Source organism: Serratia sp. HNCC26DJ244 (assembly GCF_057180565.1).
On record NZ_JBXUGO010000018.1, the window covers coordinates 42,620 to 65,018 of the forward strand.

Here is a 22,399-nt window from a genome sequence, read left to right on the forward strand (position 1 = left end):
CAGAACATGAATGTTGCAGATGTTGTTGCAGAACACCGATGTTGCAGAATGCCAATGCTGTAAATTTTAAATTACAATTTGTGTATTTTTTTGTTTACATTTTTTGATATCGGAAATCTATCCCTCTACTACCATGCGGCACAGAATAGTGGTAAGCACGAAAGTTTGCACCTGTTTTATACTCAAGTTTATTCATATTGAGAGGGAATAGGGGCGTGTTCAGTGTTCTATGCTTCTTTGTTTCAACGCTAGGCAGTCAGTATGCCAACTCTCCCTGCTGCCATTATGCTGTCATAACAGCTTGATATTCATGCTAACCATAAGTTTCATAAAAGTTAAATTCGTCACTGACCGAGTAAATGGTATTACCAATACGGCGTTAATGGATTACGCATTTTTGTGGTCTGACAAGTTAAAAATGGCGGCTTAAATGATTTCGATCAAATTCCATATGGACAATAGGTGAATGATTTGTTACTTTGTCGGCACGTTTTTGGAATTGGTATTACCAATTGACTCCGCGCCCTTCGCAGAGAAGAAAGCATCCATGACATACAGCAAAATACGCCAACCTAAATTGTCAGATGTTATCGAGCAACGGCTCGAGTATCTGATCCTTGAGGGGACACTGCGTCCGGGCGAAAAGCTACCCCCGGAGCGGGAGCTGGCAAAGCAATTTGATGTTTCTCGTCCTTCGTTGAGAGAAGCTATTCAGCGCCTTGAAGCCAAGGGGCTGCTGCTGCGTCGTCAGGGTGGTGGCACCTTTGTACAAACCAATTTGTGGCAGAGCTTCAGCGATCCGTTGGCTGAACTGCTTGCTGACCATCCCGAATCACAATTCGATCTGCTTGAAACCCGTCATGCCCTTGAGGGCATCGCCGCCTATTATGCCGCACTACGTGGCACCGATGAGGATCTGGCGCGTATCCGCGATTGTCATGATGTTATTGAGCAAGCTCAAAACAGCGGCGATCCCAACGCGGAAGCTGAGGCGGTGATGCAGTATCAGGTTGCGGTAACCGAAGCGGCTCATAACGTGGTGTTACTCCATCTGCTGCGTTGTATGGGGCCAATGTTGCAACAAAACGTCCATCAGAACTTTGAATTGCTTTACTCGCGCCATGAGATGTTGGCAACAGTGAGTAGTCATCGCGCCAGAATTTTTGAGGCGATAATGGCTCGCGAACCTGAAAAGGCCCGTGAAGCCTCGCATCGTCATTTGGCGTTTATTGAGGAAATTTTGCTGGATCTCGACAGAGAACGCACCCGACGCGAGCGATCGCTGCGGCGTCTCCAGCAACGCAAGGATTAATAGAGTGGTTCTCTGCAGTGGACACCAGCCTGTGGAGATAAAGCTCGAAGTGCTGAATTTAGCATTTAAAGTAGAAACCGATACCCAAGTTGATTCGAGTTGTAGCCAATAACACTGCCGCTTGAGAAACGATGGGAATAAACAAAACCATTAGACAGATAAGGAATACCACCATGTCAGAACGTTTAAACAATGACGTGGATCCGATCGAAACTCGCGACTGGTTACAGGCGATCGAATCGGTCATCCGTGAAGAAGGTGTTGAGCGAGCTCAGTTTCTGATTGATCAACTCTTGGGGGAGGCCCGCAAAGGTGGTGTTAGCATTGCTGCGGGCGCTGGCGCTAGTAAGTATATCAATACCATTGCGGTAGAAGATGAACCCGCCTACCCCGGGGACCTGGATCTGGAACGTCGTATTCGTTCCGCGATCCGTTGGAATGCGGTCATGACGGTACTGCGTGCTTCCCAGAAAGATCTGGATCTGGGCGGCCATATGGCTTCTTTCCAATCCTCAGCTACCTTCTATGAAGTCTGCTTTAATCACTTTTTCCGTGCCCGTAATGCCAAAGATGGTGGTGATCTGGTTTACTTCCAAGGTCATATCTCCCCTGGCGTTTATGCTCGTGCCTTCCTGGAAGGCCGCTTGACCGAAGATCAAATGAACAATTTCCGTCAGGAAGTTCATGGTAAAGGGCTCTCTTCTTACCCACACCCTAAACTGATGCCGGAATTCTGGCAGTTCCCAACGGTCTCTATGGGGTTAGGCCCCATCAGCGCTATCTATCAGGCTAAGTTCCTCAAGTATCTGGAACATCGTGGTCTGAAGGACACCTCAGGACAAACCGTTTACGCTTTCCTGGGTGATGGCGAAATGGATGAGCCAGAATCCAAAGGGGCGATCACTATCGCTACCCGTGAAAAGCTGGATAACCTGGTGTTTGTCATCAACTGTAACTTGCAGCGCCTCGATGGCCCAGTTACCGGTAATGGCAAGATTATCAATGAGCTGGAAGGTATCTTCGCGGGTGCTGGCTGGCAGGTATTGAAGGTCATCTGGGGTGATCGCTGGGATGAGTTGCTGCGCAAAGACACCAGCGGCAAACTGGTTCAATTGATGGGTGAAACGCTGGACGGCGATTATCAGACCTTCAAATCCAAAGACGGCGCTTATGTGCGTGAGCACTTCTTTGGTCGTTACCCGGAAACTGCTGCCTTGGTGAAAGACATGAGCGACGATGAGCTCTGGGCACTGAACCGCGGTGGTCACGATCCGAAGAAAGTCTATGCGGCATTGAAAAAAGCGCAAGAGACCAAAGGTAAAGCGACAGTTATCCTGGCCCATACCATTAAAGGTTACGGCATGGGTGAAACTGCAGAAGGCAAAAATATTGCCCACCAGGTGAAGAAAATGAACATGGAAGGCGTTCGCCATTTCCGTGATCGTTTCAATGTGCCGGTTGCCGATGCTGACATCGAAAAACTGCCGTACGTCACTTTCGACAAAGATTCTGCAGAATCCCAATATCTACACCAACGTCGTCAGGCACTGGAAGGCTATGTTCCTACTCGCCTGCCAGCGTTTACCGAGAAACTGGAAATGCCAGCACTGGAAGAGTTTGCCCCATTGTTGGAAGAGCAGAATAAAGAAATTTCTACCACCATCGCCTTTGTTCGTGCTTTGAACGTGATGTTGAAGAACAAGTCGATCAAAGATCGTCTGGTGCCAATTATCGCTGATGAAGCGCGTACCTTTGGTATGGAAGGCTTGTTCCGTCAAATTGGTATCTACAGCCCGAACGGTCAGCAGTACACGCCGCAAGATCGTGAGCAGGTGGCGTACTACAAAGAAGACGAGAAAGGGCAGATTCTGCAGGAAGGGATCAACGAACTGGGGGCTGCTTCTTCATGGTTGGCTGCTGCCACCTCCTACAGTACTAACGATCTGCCGATGATCCCGTTCTATATCTACTATTCGATGTTCGGTTTCCAACGTATCGGTGATCTGTGTTGGGCTGCTGGCGACCAACAAGCTCGTGGTTTCCTGATTGGCGGAACCTCAGGCCGTACTACGCTCAATGGCGAAGGTCTGCAGCACGAAGATGGTCACAGCCATATTCAATCGCTGACGATCCCTAACTGTATCTCCTATGACCCGGCTTATGCGTACGAAGTGGCCGTAATCATGCATGATGGTCTGGTGCGGATGTATGGTGACGCGCAAGAAAACGTCTACTACTACCTGACCACACTGAACGAAAACTACCATATGCCAGCCATGCCTAAGGGCGCTGAAGAAGGCATTCGTAAAGGGATCTATAAGCTGGAAACCTTGGAAGGCAGCAAAGGCAAAGTACAATTGCTGGGTTCAGGTGCCATCTTGCGTCATGTTCGTGAGGCAGCTCAGATCCTGGCGAAAGACTATGGTATCGGTTCAGATGTATTCAGCGTGACTTCGTTCACCGAACTGGCGCGTGAAGGTCAGGATTGTGAGCGTTGGAATATGCTGCATCCAACCGAAGCGCCACATGTGCCTTACGTTGCTCAGGTGATGAGTGATGCACCAGCAGTCGCGGCGACCGACTACATGAAGCTGTTTGCAGAGCAGATCCGTAACTTCATCCCGGCAACGGATTACCGTGTACTGGGTACTGATGGTTTCGGTCGTTCTGATAGCCGTGAGAACCTGCGTCACCACTTCGAAGTCGACGCTACTTATGTCGTGGTCGCGGCCCTGGGCGAATTGGCTAAACGTGGTGAAATCGATAAGAAAGTGGTTGCGGAAGCTATCGCCAAATTCAATATCGATGCAGATAAAGTCAACCCACGTTTGGCATAAGAGGTAAAGAATAATGTCTATCGAAATCAAAGTGCCGGACATCGGTGCAGACGAAGTTGAAATCACCGAAATTCTGGTGAAGGTTGGCGATAAAGTTGAAGTAGAACAATCGCTGATCACGGTGGAAGGTGACAAGGCTTCTATGGAAGTTCCTTCGCCACAAGCTGGTGTGGTGAAAGAGATCAAAATTGCTGTGGGTGATAAAACCACCACGGGCAAATTGATCATGATCTTTGACGCTGCCGGAGCCGCTGGGGCTGAAACAGCTGCACCAGTCGCCAACAGCGCGGAAAAACCAGCGGTGGTTGCTGCTGCGGTAAGTGCTGACCAAGACGTTGCGGTGCCCGATATTGGCTCGGATGAAGTGGAAGTCACCGAAATTCTGGTGAAGGTAGGGGATGTGGTTGCCGCCGAGCAGTCACTAATCACTGTCGAGGGCGATAAAGCCTCGATGGAAGTTCCCGCGCCATTCGCTGGTACGGTTAAAGAGATCAAAATCAATACTGGCGATAAAGTGAAGACCGGTTCCCTGATTATGGTCTTTGCCGTGGCTGATGCGGCGGCTCCGGCTGTGGCCGTAGCGGTTGCCGCACCTGCACCTGTTGCCAGCGCACCTGCTGCTGTGGCTCCGGTTGCACAACCGGCACCAGTTGCTGATACCAACCGCGGTGAGTTTACTGAGAACGAGGCTTACGTTCATGCTACCCCAGTCATCCGCCGCTTGGCGCGTGAGTTTGGTGTTAACCTGGCGAAAGTGAAAGGTACCGGGCGTAAAGGCCGTATTCTGCGCGAAGACGTTCAGGCTTACGTGAAAGACGCGGTTAAACGTGCGGAAGCTGCGCCGGCTACGGCTGGTGGTGGTCTGCCTGGTATGCTGCCATGGCCGAAGGTGGACTTCAGCAAGTTTGGTGAGATCGAAGAAGTTGAAATGGGCCGTATCCAGAAAATTTCTGGTGCCAACCTGAGCCGCAACTGGGTGATGATCCCCCATGTAACTCACTTCGACAAAACGGATATCACTGACCTGGAAGCGTTCCGTAAGCAGCAGAACAGTGAAGCAGAAAAGCGCAAACTGGATGTGAAGTTCACACCAGTGGTGTTTATCATGAAAGCAGTTGCTGCCGCCTTGGAACAGATGCCACGTTTCAACAGTTCTCTGTCTGAAGATGGCCAAAAGTTGACACTGAAAAAATACATCAATATTGGTGTGGCAGTGGATACGCCAAATGGTCTGGTAGTGCCGGTGTTCAAGGACGTGAATAAGAAAGGCATTGTGGAGCTTTCCCGCGAGTTGATGGCTATCTCCAAAAAAGCGCGTGACGGTAAGCTGACGGCCGGTGAAATGCAGGGCGGGTGTTTTACCATCTCCAGTTTGGGTGGTATTGGGACGACCCACTTTGCGCCGATTGTTAATGCGCCGGAAGTGGCTATTCTGGGGGTTTCCAAGTCGTCTATGGAGCCGGTGTGGAATGGTAAAGAGTTCATGCCACGCTTGATGATGCCGATGTCTCTCTCCTTCGACCACCGTGTGATCGACGGAGCTGATGGCGCACGCTTTATCACTATTATCAATAATATGCTGTCTGATATTCGCCGTCTGGTGATGTAATGAATCAAGGGGCGGTAGAGATGCTGCCCCTTTTGCAATTCAGTTGCGGTTCTGACGAGTTTTACATGACTCGACAGAATTGTTGCGACACGGGTCACTCGAACACGCTTTGCAGCTTATTAACAATTCTGTAAACTGCTTATACACAAAATAATTCGATTTATTTGATGTCAGGCAGTAGAAGCGGGTTAGTCAAGGACGTCTTTAAAGCACAAGTAACGCTAACAATGCAGCAACTTGAAAGGCGCAGGGGATATATAAACGTCTGACCCGGCGGACAAACAATTAAGAGGTCATGATGAGTACTGAAATTAAAACTCAGGTCGTGGTAATTGGGGCGGGCCCGGCAGGTTATTCTGCTGCTTTCCGTTGCGCTGATTTAGGTCTTGAAACCGTTCTGGTTGAACGTTATCCCACGTTGGGTGGGGTTTGTTTGAACGTGGGCTGTATCCCTTCTAAAGCATTGCTGCACGTTGCCAAAGTGATCGAAGAAGCCAAAGCGCTGGCTGAGCACGGCATTGTTTTCGGCTCGCCGAAAACCGACATCGATAAAGTGCGTATCTGGAAAGAAAAAGTGATCACCCAACTGACCGGTGGCCTGGCGGGTATGGCTAAAGGCCGTAAAGTGAACGTGGTCAATGGTCATGGCAAGTTTACTGGTTCCAACACTCTGCTGGTGGAAGGGGAGAATGGTGCAACCACCATTAACTTCGACAATGCCATTATTGCTGCAGGTTCCCGCCCAATCCAACTGCCATTTATTCCCCATGAAGATCCGCGCATCTGGGATTCAACCGATGCCTTGGAGCTGAGAAGCGTTCCTGAGCGTTTGCTGGTGATGGGGGGCGGTATTATCGGCCTGGAGATGGGTACGGTATACCATGCACTGGGTTCAAATATTGATGTGGTTGAAATGTTTGATCAGGTGATCCCTGCTGCTGACAAAGACGTAGTTAAGGTCTTTACCAAGCGTATCAGCAAACAGTTTAACCTGATGTTAGAGACCAAGGTTACTGCGGTGGAAGCCAGAGAAGATGGCATCTATGTGAGCATGGAAGGCAAGAAAGCACCTGCTGAACCACAGCGTTATGACGCCGTGTTGGTTGCCATTGGCCGTGTACCTAATGGTAAGCTGCTCGATGCTGGCAAAGCAGGCGTGGAAGTTGACGATCGTGGCTTTATCCATGTTGACAAGCAACTGCGTACCAATGTGCCGCATATTTTCGCCATTGGTGACATTGTGGGTCAGCCGATGCTGGCACATAAAGGTGTCCATGAAGGCCATGTCGCTGCCGAAGTTATCGCTGGCATGAAGCACTACTTTGATCCGAAAGTGATCCCATCCATTGCTTATACCGAACCCGAAGTTGCATGGGTGGGTATGACCGAAAAAGAAGCCAAGGAAAAAGGCGTTAGCTACGAAGTGTCGACCTTCCCATGGGCCGCTTCTGGCCGTGCTATCGCTTCTGATTGTGCTGATGGTATGACCAAACTGATTTTTGACAAAGAATCCCACCGTATCATCGGCGGCGCGATTGTCGGCACTAACGGCGGTGAATTGCTGGGTGAGATTGGTTTGGCTATCGAAATGGGTTGCGATGCAGAAGATCTGGCATTGACTATCCATGCGCACCCGACTTTGCATGAATCTGTCGGCTTGGCAGCAGAAATCTACGAAGGCAGTATCACTGACCTGCCTAACCCGAAAGCCAAGAAGAAGTAATTTTTGCGCTCTTGCGGTTAATCAGCGGCTCCTATATAGGGGCCGTTTTTTTATGTGCCACTTTTTATGAGTTAAGCTGAGGCGTTGCCAGCGTCAACGGCTTGCCAGACGATTACACCGCCCGCAACGATTCAGCAAAGATTTGATGTTGCTTTTATGTGAAGGAATTAACAACGGTTTTAAAGCCTGCTATGCTGGCTGAGTCAAACGAGGTGCTGTACCTTGCCACCCAGATAACAGTGCCTGTCAGGAACAATCATAATCAATAACAATGTGAGCGAGGAGAACGTCGTGCTAAAAGAATACCGTAAGCACGTAGCCGAGCGTGCTGCAGAGGGTATTGTCCCTAAGCCGTTAGATGCGATACAGATGGCTGCATTGGTCGAGTTATTAAAAAATCCGCCAACAGGTGAAGAAGAATTTTTGTTAGACCTGCTGATTAACCGCGTACCACCAGGCGTTGATGAAGCTGCCTATGTTAAAGCCGGTTTTTTGGCCGCTATCGCGAAAGGTGAAACCACTTCTCCTCTGATTACTCCAGAAAAAGCCATCGAGTTATTGGGTACTATGCAAGGCGGTTATAATATTCATCCGCTGATTGATGCATTGGATAACGAAAAGTTGGCACCGATTGCCGCCAAGGCACTTTCTCATACCCTGCTGATGTTTGATAACTTCTACGATGTGGAAGAAAAAGCCAAGGCCGGTAACGCCTTTGCCAAGCAGGTCATGCAATCTTGGGCGGATGCCGAATGGTACCTTTCACGCCCTAAGCTGGCAGAAAAAATTACCGTCACTGTATTTAAGGTCACCGGTGAAACCAATACCGATGATCTCTCACCTGCACCGGATGCCTGGTCACGTCCCGATATCCCATTGCACGCCTTGGCGATGCTGAAGAACGAACGTGAAGGTATCACGCCAGATCAGCCTGGCAGCGTTGGCCCGATCAAACAGATTGAACAACTGAGCAAAAAAGGTTTTCCATTAGCCTATGTGGGTGATGTGGTGGGTACCGGTTCTTCCCGTAAATCTGCCACCAACTCGGTGCTGTGGTTTATGGGGGACGATATCCCTTATGTGCCGAACAAGCGTGCTGGCGGTGTGGTACTGGGTGGGAAAATTGCCCCTATCTTCTTTAATACCATGGAAGATGCAGGTGCATTACCCGTCGAAGTCGATGTTTCTAACCTGAATATGGGGGATGTTATCGATATCTTCCCATACCAGGGTGAAGTACGGAACCACCAAACAGGCGAAGTGTTGGCCAAGTTTGAATTGAAGACCGATGTGTTGCTGGATGAAGTGCGTGCTGGTGGGCGTATTCCACTGATTATTGGCCGTGGCTTGACCAGTAAAGCGCGTGAAGCCCTTGGGTTGCCACACAGCGATGTCTTCAATGTTGCTAAACCGGTTGCGGCTAGCAATAAAGGTTTTTCACTGGCACAGAAAATGGTTGGTCGTGCTTGTGGTGTCGCTGGTGTTCGCCCAGGTGAATATTGTGAGCCCAAGATGGCTTCAGTGGGCTCGCAGGATACCACCGGCCCAATGACGCGCGATGAGCTGAAAGACCTGGCTTGCCTGGGTTTCTCTGCTGATCTGGTGATGCAGTCATTCTGCCATACTGCGGCTTATCCTAAGCCGGTGGATGTGGTCACTCATCACACCCTGCCTGATTTTATTATGAACCGCGGTGGCGTTTCCTTGCGTCCTGGTGACGGTATTATTCACTCGTGGTTGAACCGGATGCTGTTGCCGGACACCGTGGGCACCGGTGGTGATTCGCATACCCGTTTCCCTATCGGGATCTCTTTCCCTGCGGGTTCTGGCCTGGTGGCGTTTGCTGCCGCCACTGGCGTCATGCCGCTGGATATGCCGGAATCAGTATTGGTACGCTTCAAAGGTAAAATGCAACCCGGGATCACCTTACGTGATCTGGTTCATGCCATCCCTTACTATGCTATTCAGCAGGGCCTGCTGACGGTTGAGAAGAAGGGTAAGAAAAATATCTTCTCTGGCCGTATTCTGGAAATCGAAGGTTTGCCTGAGCTGAAAGTGGAGCAGGCATTTGAGCTGGCGGATGCTTCTGCTGAGCGTTCTGCTGCCGGTTGTACCATTAAGCTGGATAAGGCGCCGATCCAGGAGTATCTGAGTTCCAATGTCGTGCTGCTGAAGTGGATGATCGCTGAAGGTTATGGTGACCGTCGTACCTTGGAGCGCCGTATTCAAGGGATGGAAAAATGGTTGGCCGATCCACAGCTACTGGTCGGTGATGCCGATGCCGAATATGCCGCAGTGATTGAAATTGATCTGGCGGATATCAAGCAACCTATCCTGTGTGCGCCAAATGACCCAGATGATGCGCGCTTGTTGTCCGATGTGGCTAACAGCAAGATCGATGAAGTCTTTATCGGCTCCTGCATGACCAACATCGGTCACTTCCGTGCGGCAGGCAAGTTGTTGGAGCAGCATAAAGGCCAACTGCCAACCCGTTTGTGGGTGGCACCGCCAACCAAGATGGATGCGGTTCAACTGACGGAAGAGGGCTACTACAGCGTCTTTGGCAAGAGTGGGGCGCGTATCGAGATCCCGGGTTGTTCACTCTGTATGGGCAACCAGGCACGGGTAGCGGATGGCGCGACCGTGGTCTCTACCTCAACCCGTAACTTCCCGAACCGTTTGGGAACCGGAGCCAACGTTTACCTGGCTTCCGCGGAACTGGCGGCAGTGGCTGCTCTGTTGGGGCGCTTGCCAACGCCAGATGAATATCAGAGTTATATGGCACAGGTTGATAAGACGGCAGCGGATACTTACCGTTATCTGAACTTTGACCAGTTAAGCCAATATACTCAGAAAGCAGATGGGGTGATTTTCCAGACTGCGGTATAAGTCAGCGTATTATTATCTCTAGTATTATCGGGGGACCTGCGGGTTCCCCTTTTTTGTCTTGGTCGCTAAATCTGTTATGCAAAGTAACTTGAGTACAGTCGCCAATTAGCGTTTAAACTTATAAAAACGACTCAGGGGGAACAGGCTATGGATTACGAATTTCTACGTGATGTCACTGGCCAGGTGGTTGTCAAATTTTCTATGGGGCATGAGGCGATTGGTCACTGGATCAATGAAGAGCTGAAAGGGGATCTCAATATACTTGATCAGATTGAGGCCGCAGCGGCGGAGCTTAAAGGCAGTGAACGTCAGTGGCAGTTAGCCGGTCATGAATATACGTTACTACTGGATAGTGAAGAAGTGATGATCAGAGCCAATCAGCTGGAATTTGAGAGTGACGAAATGGAGGAGGGAATGAACTACTATGATGAAGAAAGCCTCTCTTTTTGTGGTGTAGAAGACTTTCTGGCCGCGCTGCAAGCCTACCGCCATTTTATGCTGAATCACTGAATTCAGATGTGGTGATGAGAAGGCAGGGCAGCCCTCTCATCACGATAATTAGCCCATCTGCGGGGCTAAGCTTTCACGGGCTGCATCACCAAACGTAGCTTTTTGACGCAATCATCCCCTTGTTCGATCAGTTTGCCGAAGGATTCGCTGTTGATCTCATCGTGGCTCAACCAACTGACTTTCTGCACTTCCCGGTAGCGATAGTGGTAACCCGCTTTGCTGGGTTCTGCTTGTAAATCAATATCGAACCAGGGGGAGCGTATCTGGCAATGGTGCGCTGGCTCCTGGGTCTCCCCTGATAAACTGACGTCATAGGAGATGGTCTGCGGGTCCCCTAGGTAGATATCTGCCAACTGCCCCTCAAGGCGATAAGTAGAGAAGGCACGCCAGTTTTGGGCCAGACTCTGGCGATGGTAGGTATATTGCCCCCCGATAAGCTCCAGGCCATGCAGGTCGGTCAGCTTGGCCTCAATGCGATACTGGGGCGGGATGACAAACTGGCTCTCATCACGCTGCAAACTACAATCGCTGACTTGATTCGCAAAATTGCGACAGAGCATTTGATCAACGCTGGTGCGTCCATCCTGGTGGTCAGCGACGCTAAGTTGCATTAGCGGGATATTGGAGAGTTCTACGCTTGCTTGGATTTTGGCTTGACCGTCGTGGGTATATTGTTCGCTACGGGTGACACGCACGGTGTCATCGGGGTTTTCCAGGGGGATATTCTCTTGCCGAACCTGCCCCGCCTCACCTAGCACCAATGCCCAGCGCTGCTGAAGGTCATGCATGGTACGCCCAGGAATAAACGCCGGGTTGGTGGGATCAAGCCACCAGATGTTGCCATCGACTTCTGCGCGCACTATGGCATGGTTGGGGGCGTAGATGCCTGGAATCAACAAGTTTGGCGCGACATCGCCACGATTGACTAAAGCGGTTTCTGCTTTGATACCGACTGCTTTGAGCATGGCGGTGAGCATGGTAGCCAAGTCTTTGCAGTCCCCATAGCCATTGCGCTCGATTTCGCCCAAGGTAAAGGGAATGTAGCCGCGTTCACTGCTGCGCCAGTCACCGAGATAGCGGTAGTTATTGTTGATGTATTGCATCAGCGCGGCAACCTGTTGTGCCGCAGGTTTACCTTGGTTAGTGGCAACAGCAGCTGCCATATTTTGCGGCAGTTCGGCGGCCAGCAACTGATTATAACGCTTGGCTAAAGCAGACAGATTGTCCTGTAGATCAAGTGAACTGCCTAATTCCAGGCGAGGTATCTGCCGGAAGTAACTACTGTCCGCTTCGTTGATATAGTTCAAATAGTACGGGGATGACTTAAGGCTGACCTTGACGCTTTTTTTATCGTCACTCTGTTCAATGTGGTAAGCCTCCATCTTCTCACTGCGTATCAGGATTGGGCGTTCAGCAGTGAATTCTGCCTCAAAGCGATCATAACGAACGGGTATTGGCCCCAGACCAAGTACGTAATGGAATTGGCTATTTAAAGGTTTGGCGACAAAATGTTCACGTAAGGTATAGCTGATACGAGTGCCAACGCGCAGATTGGGGAAGGCCAGGGAAATCTGTTTTTCTCGCAGAAAACCTTGATCAGGGTTAGGAGCCATGCGCGTATCGATCTGTGACTCTGCCAAGGGGACTGGCTGTTCACCCGGTTGGGTCACTTCTGCTTTCTCAAGTGTCAGGGTGTCATTTTCCGCATAATTGCGGTCAATACGCGAGAGCATTTCACGCCCGCTGGGTTTGAGTATGGTAAAGCTGTAGGTAGTGACACAATCGGTACTGTTATCTGCATTGAACTGGCAACGGCGCTCTGTCTCGCCCGACAGCGGTGCCTCTTCAATCGGTTGTAAGGCGGCAAATACGGAAGGGGTGGTTAGCAACAGACTGTAAGCAACTAGGGAGAGCGGGAAGGAATAACGGTGCATTAATACCTCGTAGAGAGTGCTTGAATAACGATATACCTATCGTCTTCAAGCTGCCGCGGTGTTGGCTAAGGCTGTGCGCCCCAGTCACATAGAATTTATGCTCGTGGGGACTTATTTACTTGCCGCCTGGCCGCAACTTGAATGAACCCGGCGGTAAGCCTGGATAGGTAATGAGATGTTATAGCTGTGGGATGTTCCGCCCGTAGTAGATTTCCTGCATCTCTTTCCATAGCAGAGCAGTGATCCTTTTCCGTTCAATTTCGTTGAGCGCTTCCGGCTGAGCATTAAACAGGTAATGCTTCAGATCAAAATCCTTCAACAGCATCTTGGTGTGGAAGATGTTTTCCTGATAGACGTTCACATCCATCAGGTGGTACAGCGCTTTCATATCTTCGGACATAAAGTTCTGGATCGAATTGATCTCATGATCGATGTAATGTTTCACACCATTTACGTCGCGAGTAAAACCACGTACCCGATAATCCATGGTGACAATATCGGATTCCAACTGGTGAATCAGATAGTTCAGCGCTTTTAACGGTGAGATGACCCCACAGGTAGAGACTTCGATATCGGCACGGAAGGTACACAGACCGCCTTGCGGGTGACTTTCGGGGTAAGTGTGGACGCAGATATGGCTTTTGTCCAGGTGGGCAACCACCGTATTAGGCAACGGACCAGGGTGTTCCGAAGTATCCACATCTTTAGGGTCAACGGGTTCTTCGCTAACCAGAATAGTGACACTGGCCCCTTGGGGGTCATAATCCTGGCGTGCAATATTCAGAATATTGGCACCGATGATCGAGCAGGTCTCACTGAGGATCTCGGTCAGGCGGTTGGCATTGTACTGTTCGTCAATGTAGGCGATATAGCCGTCACGGTCATCCGTGGTCTTGGCGTAACAGATATCGTAAATACAAAAACTCAGGCTCTTGGTCAGGTTATTAAAGCCGTGCAATTTGAGCTTATGCAATTTGGCTCACCTCCTTATCTTCTCGCTTAACGTGGTACGTTTAGTGCATTGAGTAAATACTGTGGCAGAGCAAAACTGCCGATGTGAATTGCCGGGTTGTAATAACGGCAGTGTAATCCACTCTGATTAAAGCGCTGTTGTAGCGTGGCTACGTCCAACTGGCGTAATGCCGGGTTCTGGCTGGCCCAGGCAAATGTCATGATCCCGCCGTAGTAAGTAGGAATCGCGGCCTGGTAAAAGCTGACATCATTAAAATATTGGCTTAATCGGCTATGGCTGTTGACCGCTTCATCCTGTTGTAGAAAACAGACACCGTTTTGCGCCACAAAGATACCGCCTTCATTCAGGCAGCGAGCGCAACCTTGATAGAATGTGGAAGTGAACAGGCTTTCACCGGGGCCGATGGGGTCGGTACAGTCAGAAATAATGACATCAAATTTGTCTGTGGTCTGATTAACAAAGTTGACGCCATCGTCAATCACCAGTTTAAAACGCGGATCATCATAGGCTCCCGCATGGTGATTAGGCAGATATTGACGGCAGAACTCCACCACACCGGCGTCAATCTCCACCATGGTGATTTGGCGAACGCCCGGATGACGGCTCACTTCACGCAGCATACCGCCATCGCCACCGCCAATAATCAATACATTGCTGGCATGACCATGTGCCAATAAAGGGATGTGGGTCATCATTTCGTGATAGATAAATTCATCACGTTCAGTGGTTTGCACGACGCCATCCAGGGCCATTACACGTCCGAGTACCGAATTTTCGAAGATCACCAGATCCTGATGTTCGGTCTGTTTACGATAAAGCACCTTCTCAACAGAGAAGTATTGGCCGAAATTGGCATGAAGTGTCTCATACCAAATATCTTTCTGGGTCATGTGAGGGGTTACTCCGTGATAACAGCCATGAAAAACGGGCGCAACATGATAAACCGGACCTGCGGCAAATTACAAACTTGTCCGACTTGTCTAGCGCTTCACTCAGCTTGCGTTCACCGCTGGGTTTTGCTGTGGGGGAGACAACCTAGTTGGCGTAAGTGAGCAGGTTTAATGAATCGCGTGCCAGCAATTTGCACTTGTTGGGGGTAGGAATGGCAATTCCACTGAGGTCACGATAACTCTCTTCCCCCAGCATTTTCATATTGAAACTACTGTAATTACTTAAATCCCAACGATTTTGCCGAGCAAAAAAGACAATAGCTCGTTTGATTTGCTCATTAGGCAGATCACTGTAGCCGCAATTGCTTTTTAGATAGACAAACACCGCGGTCAGATCAGCAAGATCTTCAGCTTCGGCTTCATTAAGGGCCAGACTGGCTTTGGAGAAGCCTAGCATTGTCAGCAATAGCATCAATAACGTTGTTTTTTTCATCATCAAAGTAGACCTGTGCAATATGTGCTGACGTTACCATATTTGCCTGTAAAGGCACCAAGTTTTATTACTGTAGCTTAACTTTTTTAAAGATAAAGGCTTGACCTTCCTCTAAGGGGAGGCTTTACGCTAAAGGATTCAAACAGCGATGATGAATTTTTCGAACACTGAGAAAAGGGAGTCTGAAATGTTGCGTCGTGATTTTATCAAATTAACTGCCGCACTCGGGGCTGCAAGCACTTTACCATTATGGAGTCACTCGGCCTGGGCGGCGGGTCGGCCATCCCTACCCATTCCCCCCATTTTAACCCCTGATGCCCAAGGTAAAATTTCGTTGGTCATGCAAACGGGGCAAATGAACTGGTTACCTAAAGTGGCGACTCAGACTTGGGGCGTTAACGGCGCGTTACTTGGCCCGGCAGTGCGCTTGCAACGGGGGCAGTCGGTCACGGTAGATATCCATAATAAATTGCCGCAAGCCAGCACGCTGCACTGGCATGGGCTGGAGATCCCGGGGGATGTTGATGGGGGGCCACAAGCCTTGATTCAGCCGGGTAGTACGCGCACTGTGGCTTTTACTGTTGATCAAAGTGCTGCCACCTGTTGGTTTCACCCCCATACACATGGGACAACCGGTCAGCAAGTGATGAAGGGGTTAGGCGGATTAGTCCTGCTGGAAGATGACGAAAGCAGTCAGTTACCGTTACCCAAAACCTGGGGCCAGGATGATTTCCCGGTGATCTTGCAAGATAAACGCTTGGATAAAGCGGGGCAGATCGAATATCAATTAGATGTTATCAGTGCTGCGGTAGGCTGGTTTGGTGACCGCATGTTTACCAACGGTGCCCTCTATCCACAACATATCGCGCCACGCGGTTGGTTACGCTTGCGTTTCCTGAATGGCTGTAATGCCCGCACTCTCAATCTGGCAGCCAGTGACAATCGGCCGTTATATGTGATTGCCAGTGACGGCGGATTTCTTGCCGAGCCGGTAAAATTGACTGAATTGCCGATTTTTATGGGGGAACGCTTTGAGGTCATGGTCGATGCGACGGATGGTAAGCCATTTGATATTGTCACTTTGCCCGTGAAGCAGATGGGCATGACATTAGCGCCATTCGATCAACCATTGCCAGTATTACATATTCAACCTTCCTTGGCTCAGGGCATCAAATCAATGCCTGACAGTTTAGTCAAACTTCCCGTGTTGCCTTCATCGAGTGGGGGACCAGAGCGATTCTTACAACTGATGATGGATCCGAAACTCGATATGATGGGTATGAAAGCATTGATGGATCGCTACGGACATCAGGCGATGGCGGGCATGAGTATGAACCACGGCAGTTCAAACCATAACATGGCAGAAATGGATCATGGAAAGATGGCTCATGGAAAAATGGATCATGGTGATATGCAGGGTATGGATCATAGCAAGATGAGCGGCATGAAGCAGAATCACTCATCGTTTGATTTCAGTCATGCCAATACCATCAATGGCAAAGCGTTCGATATGAACAAGCCAATGTTTGAAGCCAAACGTGGTCAGTATGAGAAATGGACCATTTCTGGAGAGGGCGACATGATGCTGCACCCGTTCCATATTCACGGCACGCAATTTCGCATTCTGTCAGAGAATGGTAAGCCACCAGCGGCTCATCGTGTGGGTTGGAAGGATACCGTGCTGGTTGAGGGCGCACGCAGTGAAGTCCTGGTACGCTTTAATCACTTGGCTAATGCGCAGCAGCCTTATATGGCTCATTGCCACCTGCTGGAGCACGAAGATACTGGCATGATGTTGGGCTTTACCGTTACCGCTTGATAGACCTGCCATTATGCAAGCGACATCGTGAATGAGGGCCTGTTGTAGGCTCTCACATCGCCACTGTTTGCCAGCTATGTTAAACTTCGGCAACGTGTTCCGGTAATTGACCTAAAACTATTTGACCTAAAAACCATGAAACATATTGTAGAAGTAATGATTTCCGAGCAGGAGATACGCACCCGCGTCGCCGAACTTGGGCAGCAAATTAGTGAAGATTACCGTCATAGTGGTAGTGAGATGGTGCTGGTTGGGCTGCTACGTGGCTCTTTTATGTTTATGGCCGATTTGTGCCGCGCTATTGAGGTGCCGCATGAAGTGGACTTTATGACCGCCTCCAGTTATGGCAGCGGCATGTCGACCTCTCGAGATGTCAAGATCCTCAAAGATCTGGATGAAGATATCCATGGTAAAGATGTGTTGATCGTGGAAGATATTATCGACTCCGGCAACACCTTGAACAAAGTGCGCGAGATTTTGGCATTGCGTGGGCCAAAATCCTTGGCGATTTGTACCTTGCTGGATAAACCTGAGCGTCGAGAAGTGGACGTCCCGGTGGAATATGTCGGTTTCTCTATCCCAGATGAGTTTATCGTTGGCTATGGCATCGATTATGCCCAGCGTTACCGCCATTTGCCCTACATTGGTAAAGTGGTGATGTTGGATGAGTGATTAAACGATGGGGGCCACAAGGTGGCCCCATCAGGCACTAGGATACACCTTTGTCCCGGGTGAGGGTGGCTATAGCCTTGCGGTAGCCCATCTCCAGGCTTTCACGGCTGGTGGCGGTGACCTCCAGATTGTGTAAACGACCATCCTGGATCCCATAGACCCAACCATGAATCATCACTTTCTGGCCACGTTTCCAGGCAGACTGCATAATGGTGGAATGGCCCAGGTTATAAACCTGTTCAATCACATTGATTTCACACAGGACATCCAGGCGTTGTTCTGGCTCCAGTTCCCCCAGCAATGAACTGTGCTTGTACCAGAGGTCGCGAATGTGCAGCAGCCAGTTGTTGATCAGCCCCAGTTCCGGGTTTTCTACCGCCGCTTCCACACCACCGCATCCCAAGTGACCACAGATAATGATATGTTCAACCTCGAGCACATCAACGGCATATTGCACTACGGACAGGCAGTTCAAGTCAGTGTGAATGACCAGGTTTGCCACATTGCGGTGGACGAACAGTTCTCCCGGCTCCAGGCCAGTCAAACGCTCTGCGGGTACTCGGCTGTCGGAGCAACCTATCCATAAGAATCGTGGTTTCTGCGCCTGGGATAACCGCTCAAAAAAGCCAGGATCTTCTAGCTTGATGTTAGCGGACCAGGTTTGGTTGTTGGCTATAAGCGTTTCGATTTCTTTCATGGCAGTGATTGACCTGTGATGAACGAATTGCGTTGATGTAATATAGGGTAAGCATCACAATTTGGAAATGGAAACCGTACAGCTATTTTTTTGCGTGGGGTAGGTTTCCTATCGCTATAGCTTGCTGGCAACTCGAGCAAACTCGGGTATATGCTAGCAAAATACTTATCTTCACAAGGCACTCTCATCAATGATGGATTATGCACTGGAAATAGCGCAGTTGACCAAAATTTATGCCGGTGGCGTAAAGGCATTGCGCGGTATTGATCTCAAGGTAGAGGCAGGGGATTTTTATGCTCTGTTAGGACCCAATGGTGCTGGGAAATCAACCACCATTGGGATTATTAGTTCGCTGGTCAACAAAACGTCAGGCACTGTGCGGGTGTTCGGCTACGATATTGACAAAGATATTGTCAATGCCAAGCGTCAGCTTGGGCTGGTGCCACAAGAATTCAATTTCAACCCGTTTGAGACGGTATTTCAGATTGTCGCCAATCAGGCCGGTTACTATGGTGTTGAACGTCGCGAGGCCCATGCACGGGCAGAAAAATATCTTAACCAGCTCGATTTATGGGATAAGCGTAACGTGCGGGCTCGTATGCTTTCTGGTGGTATGAAGCGCCGCCTGATGATTGCTCGTGCCTTGATGCACCAACCAAAATTATTGATCCTCGACGAACCCACTGCCGGGGTGGATATTGAGTTGCGCCGTTCGATGTGGGTTTTTTTGAAAGAGCTGAATGCGCAAGGCACCACGATTATTCTGACTACACACTATCTGGAAGAAGCGGAAATGCTGTGCCGAAACATTGGCATTATTCAGCATGGCGAATTGGTGGAAAATACCTCAATGAAAGGGCTACTGTCGAAGCTCAAGTCAGAAACCTTCATTCTTGATTTGGCAGCCAAAAGTCCATTACCTAAGTTGGAGGGGTACCAAAGCCGTTTGATTGACACCTCGACGCTTGAAGTAGAAGTGATGCGTGAACAAGGTTTGAACTCGCTGTTTAGCCAATTGAGTGCCCAAGGGGTACAGGTGCTGAGTATGCGAAACAAGGCTAACCGGTTGGAAGAGCTATTCGTCAAACTGGTGAATAGCCATGGAGAAAAAGCATGATGCATTTGTATTGGGTGGCTTTGAAGAGTATCTGGGCGAAAGAGATTAACCGGTTTACCCGTATCTGGGTCCAGACGCTGGTTCCTCCGGTGATCACCATGACGTTGTACTTTATTATTTTTGGCAACCTGATTGGTGCGCGAATTGGCGAGATGCATGGCTTTGATTATATGCAGTTTATTGTTCCAGGGCTGATTATGATGGCGGTGATTACCAATTCCTATGCCAATGTGGCTGCATCGTTTTTCAGTGCCAAGTTCCAGCGCAATATTGAAGAACTCCTGGTCGCACCTGTACCGACTCATATCATGATTGCCGGTTATGTGGGGGGCGGCGTGGCCAGAGGTATTTGTGTGGGTATCTTGGTCACCGCCATTTCATTGTTTTTTGTTCCCTTGCAGGTACATGCTTGGTGGGTGATTGCCGTAACACTGTTATTGACGGCGATCCTGTTCTCACTGGGGGGACTACTAAATGCCATATATGCCACTACCTTTGATGATATCAGCCTGATCCCGACTTTTGTGCTGACACCCTTGACCTATCTGGGGGGCGTCTTTTATTCGTTGACACTGCTGCCGCCGGTTTGGCAAATGGTCTCCAAATTAAACCCGATTGTGTATATGATCAGTGGATTTCGCTTCGGTTTTCTTGGCATTGCCGATGTTCCTTTAGCGCTGACCATGGCGGTGCTGGTAGCTTTTATCGTGGTGTTTTATGGGTTGGCCTGGTATCTGATTGAGCGTGGCAAAGGTCTACGCACTTGATGTAGCCATTGAAGTTGCCGGGCGCATTAGCAGCGCCACTGACTCCTTACTTTCCCCAAGCGGGCAGACCTGCGCGTCTGCCCTGTACACATAAAGACATATTCTTTTGTTACCTGATACCATTGTTAACTGTTTGTAACTTTAATTTATCAGGTCTCCGTATGATCAGAATAAGCACTTTCTACCTGTGATTTAAATCATGTTATGCTAGCGCACTTTTATCGGGGATTAGTAAGTAGAACAAACCATGCAGTCTCAACATAGAATAATCGCAGGATTACTCGGTATTGTTATATCGTTGCTGCTGCCAACTGCCGCGGCGGTGGTGGTGTCGCAAGACAGTACGGTCAAAACCGAGTACATGGAAGCAGAACGAGACAGCGAAATGTATTCGTTGGTGGGCGAACAGGTCATTCCAGTAGGGCAAGTGAAGCAAGGTCAACTGCTCCAGGTGTTCCGTGCAGATGCGCAATATTATGAGTTCAAATTTGGGCATGGTACCGGTTTTATTGATAAAGCCAATGTTCGCCCGATCATTAAATCACGTCAGGTGAAGGATGACTCAAAGGAACTGAGCAAACAGCCCGCGAATCCACAACATTTGATTACTCAGCGGCCAACCCAGGTTTATTCTACTCCGGATGTTCAAAGTAAAGTGTTTGCTGTACTGGAAGAGAATCTGCGTTATCCGATTATTGGTAAACTGAAAGACCGGATGCATAACACTTGGTTTGAAGTTAACATTGGCGATCGTCTGGGTTTTATCAGGGCGCAGGATAGCGAGATTGACAATGGTATCCCGGTGTTGACCTATCACCACATGTTGAAAAATGAAGAGAACAAACGTTTTCGGAATACGTCAACCACCACCTCTGATGTGGCATTTAGTAATCAGATGGCGTATCTGAAACAGGCTGGCTATGACACTATCACCTTGTATCAACTGGAAGCTTATCTGAATAATCAGATCAATCTACCTGCTAAGGTTGTGGTGCTGACCTTTGATGATGGTTTGAAATCGGTTTATCGCTATGCCTATCCAGTACTGAAGGCGAACGGTTTTCAGGCAACAACATTTGTTATCTCTTCACGTATCAAGCGCCATCCACAGCAGTGGAACGCAGATACATTGCAGTTTATGAGTATTTCTGAATTACAAGAAATTCAGGATGTTTTTGATATTCAATCGCATACCCATTTCCTGCATCGTACCGATGGCAAGCACCGGCCCATTTTGCTGAGTCGTTCGCTACATAATATTCGGGTTGACTTTGAGCGTTCAAGAAGGGCGTTGGAACAGTTTAACCCGAAAATCTATTATCTCGCTTACCCATTTGGCGGCTATAACCAGGATGCGGTCGAGGCAGCAAAAGAAGCAGGGCTGCATCTGGCGTTTTCGACGGTAAAAGGCAAAGTGAAGCCAGGGGATAATATTTATACTTTGAAACGGTTATATATCCTACGCACCGACTCTATTCCTTCGATGGCAGAGCGAGTTGCCAACACGCGGGAATCCTTATCGACACCGTTGTACCCAAGTTTATCCAGTTTGTCGTTAGATCATGGTGACGGGAAATCTCAGGAGTCAGTTGACCTAATGGATTTCTGGGGGCAGTTTGCCTCATTGATGATGATCGGTCAGATGCAAATGTTTATTCAACCCGGGTGAGTTGGCTGGGGTATGGAAGATAAAAAACCGGGCGCTCTACGCGCCCGTTTTTTTTATCAGGCAACCTGCACAGGAACGGCTTTCGCCTGGCGTTGCAGAAGGTTATCGCCCTCAAAATAGGCGACTTTCGGATGGTGCTGACGCGCATCGGCATCACTCATCTGCACATAGGAACAGATGATCAGTTTGTCACCGACACAGGCACAGCGCGCCGCCGCACCATTGACCGATATAATGCGTGAACCGCGTTCAGCAGCGATGGCATAGGTGGAAAAACGCTGACCGTTATCAACGTTGTAAATATCAATCGCTTCATATTCCAGAATCCCTGCCGCTTCCAGAAAGTCCTGATCGATGGCGCAGGAACCCTCATAATGCAAGTCAGCCTGAGTCACTTTTACCCGATGCAGTTTGCCTTGCAACATAGTACGTATCATAGCGTTACCTAACTGAATATCGGCTTTTCAGCCAACTGGATTGAAATCTGA

16 protein-coding genes and 1 pseudogene are annotated in these 22,399 nt (G+C 49.3%); 11 read left to right on the forward strand and 6 right to left on the reverse strand.

Annotation, left to right across the window (positions count from 1 at the left end; genetic code table 11):
* Positions 1–547 precede the first annotated feature (547 nt).
* The 6 genes from pdhR to yacL all read left to right on the forward strand — a co-directional run bounded on the left by pdhR (position 548) and on the right by yacL (position 10,880).
* Positions 548–1,312, forward strand: a complete 765-nt coding sequence (gene pdhR, locus AC2A06_RS14245) for a pyruvate dehydrogenase complex transcriptional repressor PdhR (protein WP_037383573.1) — start codon at positions 548–550, stop codon at positions 1,310–1,312.
* 173 nt (positions 1,313–1,485) lie between these two features.
* Positions 1,486–4,149 carry a pyruvate dehydrogenase (acetyl-transferring), homodimeric type gene (gene aceE, locus AC2A06_RS14250; protein ID WP_484380724.1) on the forward strand — a complete coding sequence of 888 codons (2,664 nt, stop codon included), beginning with the start codon at positions 1,486–1,488 and terminating at the stop codon, positions 4,147–4,149.
* A 13-nt stretch (positions 4,150–4,162) separates the two neighbouring features.
* The gene (gene aceF, locus AC2A06_RS14255) at positions 4,163–5,758 is read left to right on the forward strand and encodes a pyruvate dehydrogenase complex dihydrolipoyllysine-residue acetyltransferase (RefSeq protein ID WP_484380725.1); all 1,596 of its coding nucleotides are present in this window, start codon (positions 4,163–4,165) and stop codon (positions 5,756–5,758) included.
* Between the two features lie 298 nt (positions 5,759–6,056).
* On the forward strand, positions 6,057–7,481 hold the full coding sequence (gene lpdA, locus AC2A06_RS14260) for a dihydrolipoyl dehydrogenase (protein ID WP_473197964.1): 1,425 nt from the start codon (positions 6,057–6,059) through the stop codon (positions 7,479–7,481).
* Between the two features lie 291 nt (positions 7,482–7,772).
* Positions 7,773–10,370, forward strand: a complete 2,598-nt coding sequence (gene acnB / locus AC2A06_RS14265; protein ID WP_484380726.1) for a bifunctional aconitate hydratase 2/2-methylisocitrate dehydratase — start codon at positions 7,773–7,775, stop codon at positions 10,368–10,370.
* Positions 10,371–10,517: 147 nt separating this feature from the next.
* Entirely contained in the window at positions 10,518–10,880 is a 363-nt protein-coding gene (gene yacL / locus AC2A06_RS14270; RefSeq protein WP_473196980.1) for a protein YacL, read from the forward strand.
* A 65-nt stretch (positions 10,881–10,945) separates the two neighbouring features.
* Here the strand turns inward: yacL and AC2A06_RS14275 are convergent, their stop codons facing one another.
* The 4 genes from AC2A06_RS14275 to AC2A06_RS14290 all read right to left on the reverse strand — a co-directional run bounded on the left by AC2A06_RS14275 (position 10,946) and on the right by AC2A06_RS14290 (position 15,170).
* On the reverse strand, positions 10,946–12,814 hold the full coding sequence (locus tag AC2A06_RS14275) for a DUF3857 domain-containing transglutaminase family protein (protein WP_484380727.1): 1,869 nt from the start codon (positions 12,812–12,814) through the stop codon (positions 10,946–10,948).
* 178 nt (positions 12,815–12,992) lie between these two features.
* Positions 12,993–13,787 carry an adenosylmethionine decarboxylase gene (gene speD / locus AC2A06_RS14280; RefSeq protein WP_023489552.1) on the reverse strand — a complete coding sequence of 265 codons (795 nt, stop codon included), beginning with the start codon at positions 13,785–13,787 and terminating at the stop codon, positions 12,993–12,995.
* Between the two features lie 26 nt (positions 13,788–13,813).
* Positions 13,814–14,677: a polyamine aminopropyltransferase gene (speE, locus tag AC2A06_RS14285; RefSeq protein ID WP_484380728.1), complete on the reverse strand. Its 864-nt coding sequence runs from the start codon at positions 14,675–14,677 to the stop codon at positions 13,814–13,816.
* Positions 14,678–14,822: 145 nt separating this feature from the next.
* On the reverse strand, positions 14,823–15,170 hold the full coding sequence (locus tag AC2A06_RS14290) for a YacC family pilotin-like protein (protein ID WP_037383575.1): 348 nt from the start codon (positions 15,168–15,170) through the stop codon (positions 14,823–14,825).
* 187 nt (positions 15,171–15,357) lie between these two features.
* On the opposite strand from AC2A06_RS14290, the gene cueO reads away from it, so the two are divergent.
* Positions 15,358–16,989, forward strand: a complete 1,632-nt coding sequence (cueO, locus tag AC2A06_RS14295; protein WP_484380729.1) for a multicopper oxidase CueO — start codon at positions 15,358–15,360, stop codon at positions 16,987–16,989.
* Between the two features lie 135 nt (positions 16,990–17,124).
* The gene (gene hpt, locus AC2A06_RS14300) at positions 17,125–17,661 is read left to right on the forward strand and encodes a hypoxanthine phosphoribosyltransferase (protein WP_023489548.1); all 537 of its coding nucleotides are present in this window, start codon (positions 17,125–17,127) and stop codon (positions 17,659–17,661) included.
* Between the two features lie 37 nt (positions 17,662–17,698).
* Here the strand turns inward: hpt and can are convergent, their stop codons facing one another.
* Positions 17,699–18,358, reverse strand: a complete 660-nt coding sequence (gene can, locus AC2A06_RS14305; RefSeq protein WP_023489547.1) for a carbonate dehydratase — start codon at positions 18,356–18,358, stop codon at positions 17,699–17,701.
* A 193-nt stretch (positions 18,359–18,551) separates the two neighbouring features.
* On the opposite strand from can, the gene AC2A06_RS14310 reads away from it, so the two are divergent.
* From AC2A06_RS14310 to AC2A06_RS14320, 3 genes and pseudogenes are all read left to right on the forward strand, one after another.
* Positions 18,552–19,475, forward strand: coding sequence for an ABC transporter ATP-binding protein (locus AC2A06_RS14310; protein WP_484380743.1), 924 nt, complete (start codon positions 18,552–18,554; stop codon positions 19,473–19,475).
* The gene (locus tag AC2A06_RS14315; RefSeq protein WP_023489545.1) at positions 19,472–20,242 is read left to right on the forward strand and encodes an ABC transporter permease; all 771 of its coding nucleotides are present in this window, start codon (positions 19,472–19,474) and stop codon (positions 20,240–20,242) included. The genes AC2A06_RS14310 and AC2A06_RS14315 overlap by 4 nt, the downstream gene beginning before the upstream one ends.
* Positions 20,243–20,489: 247 nt before the next feature.
* Positions 20,490–21,746 (forward strand): annotated as a pseudogene (locus AC2A06_RS14320) (polysaccharide deacetylase family protein); the annotation flags it as partial.
* A 221-nt stretch (positions 21,747–21,967) separates the two neighbouring features.
* Here AC2A06_RS14320 and panD read toward each other — a convergent pair.
* Positions 21,968–22,348 (reverse strand): aspartate 1-decarboxylase, encoded by a 381-nt coding sequence (gene panD, locus AC2A06_RS14325; RefSeq protein ID WP_023489543.1) that lies wholly within the window; start codon positions 22,346–22,348, stop codon positions 21,968–21,970.
* Positions 22,349–22,399: the final 51 nt, after the last annotated feature.

Coding starts and splice junctions, on each gene's coding strand:
- yacL (WP_473196980.1), top strand. CDS start 10,518: ATGGATTACGAATTTCTACGTGATGTCACTGGCCAGGTGGTTGTCAAA.
- can (WP_023489547.1), bottom strand. CDS start 18,358: ATGAAAGAAATCGAAACGCTTATAGCCAACAACCAAACCTGGTCCGCT.
- AC2A06_RS14290 (WP_037383575.1), bottom strand. CDS start 15,170: ATGAAAAAAACAACGTTATTGATGCTATTGCTGACAATGCTAGGCTTC.
- pdhR (WP_037383573.1), top strand. CDS start 548: ATGACATACAGCAAAATACGCCAACCTAAATTGTCAGATGTTATCGAG.
- hpt (WP_023489548.1), top strand. CDS start 17,125: ATGAAACATATTGTAGAAGTAATGATTTCCGAGCAGGAGATACGCACC.
- lpdA (WP_473197964.1), top strand. CDS start 6,057: ATGAGTACTGAAATTAAAACTCAGGTCGTGGTAATTGGGGCGGGCCCG.
- AC2A06_RS14310 (WP_484380743.1), top strand. CDS start 18,552: ATGGATTATGCACTGGAAATAGCGCAGTTGACCAAAATTTATGCCGGT.
- AC2A06_RS14275 (WP_484380727.1), bottom strand. CDS start 12,814: ATGCACCGTTATTCCTTCCCGCTCTCCCTAGTTGCTTACAGTCTGTTG.
- aceF (WP_484380725.1), top strand. CDS start 4,163: ATGTCTATCGAAATCAAAGTGCCGGACATCGGTGCAGACGAAGTTGAA.
- speE (WP_484380728.1), bottom strand. CDS start 14,677: ATGACCCAGAAAGATATTTGGTATGAGACACTTCATGCCAATTTCGGC.
- AC2A06_RS14315 (WP_023489545.1), top strand. CDS start 19,472: ATGATGCATTTGTATTGGGTGGCTTTGAAGAGTATCTGGGCGAAAGAG.
- cueO (WP_484380729.1), top strand. CDS start 15,358: ATGTTGCGTCGTGATTTTATCAAATTAACTGCCGCACTCGGGGCTGCA.
- aceE (WP_484380724.1), top strand. CDS start 1,486: ATGTCAGAACGTTTAAACAATGACGTGGATCCGATCGAAACTCGCGAC.
- panD (WP_023489543.1), bottom strand. CDS start 22,348: ATGATACGTACTATGTTGCAAGGCAAACTGCATCGGGTAAAAGTGACT.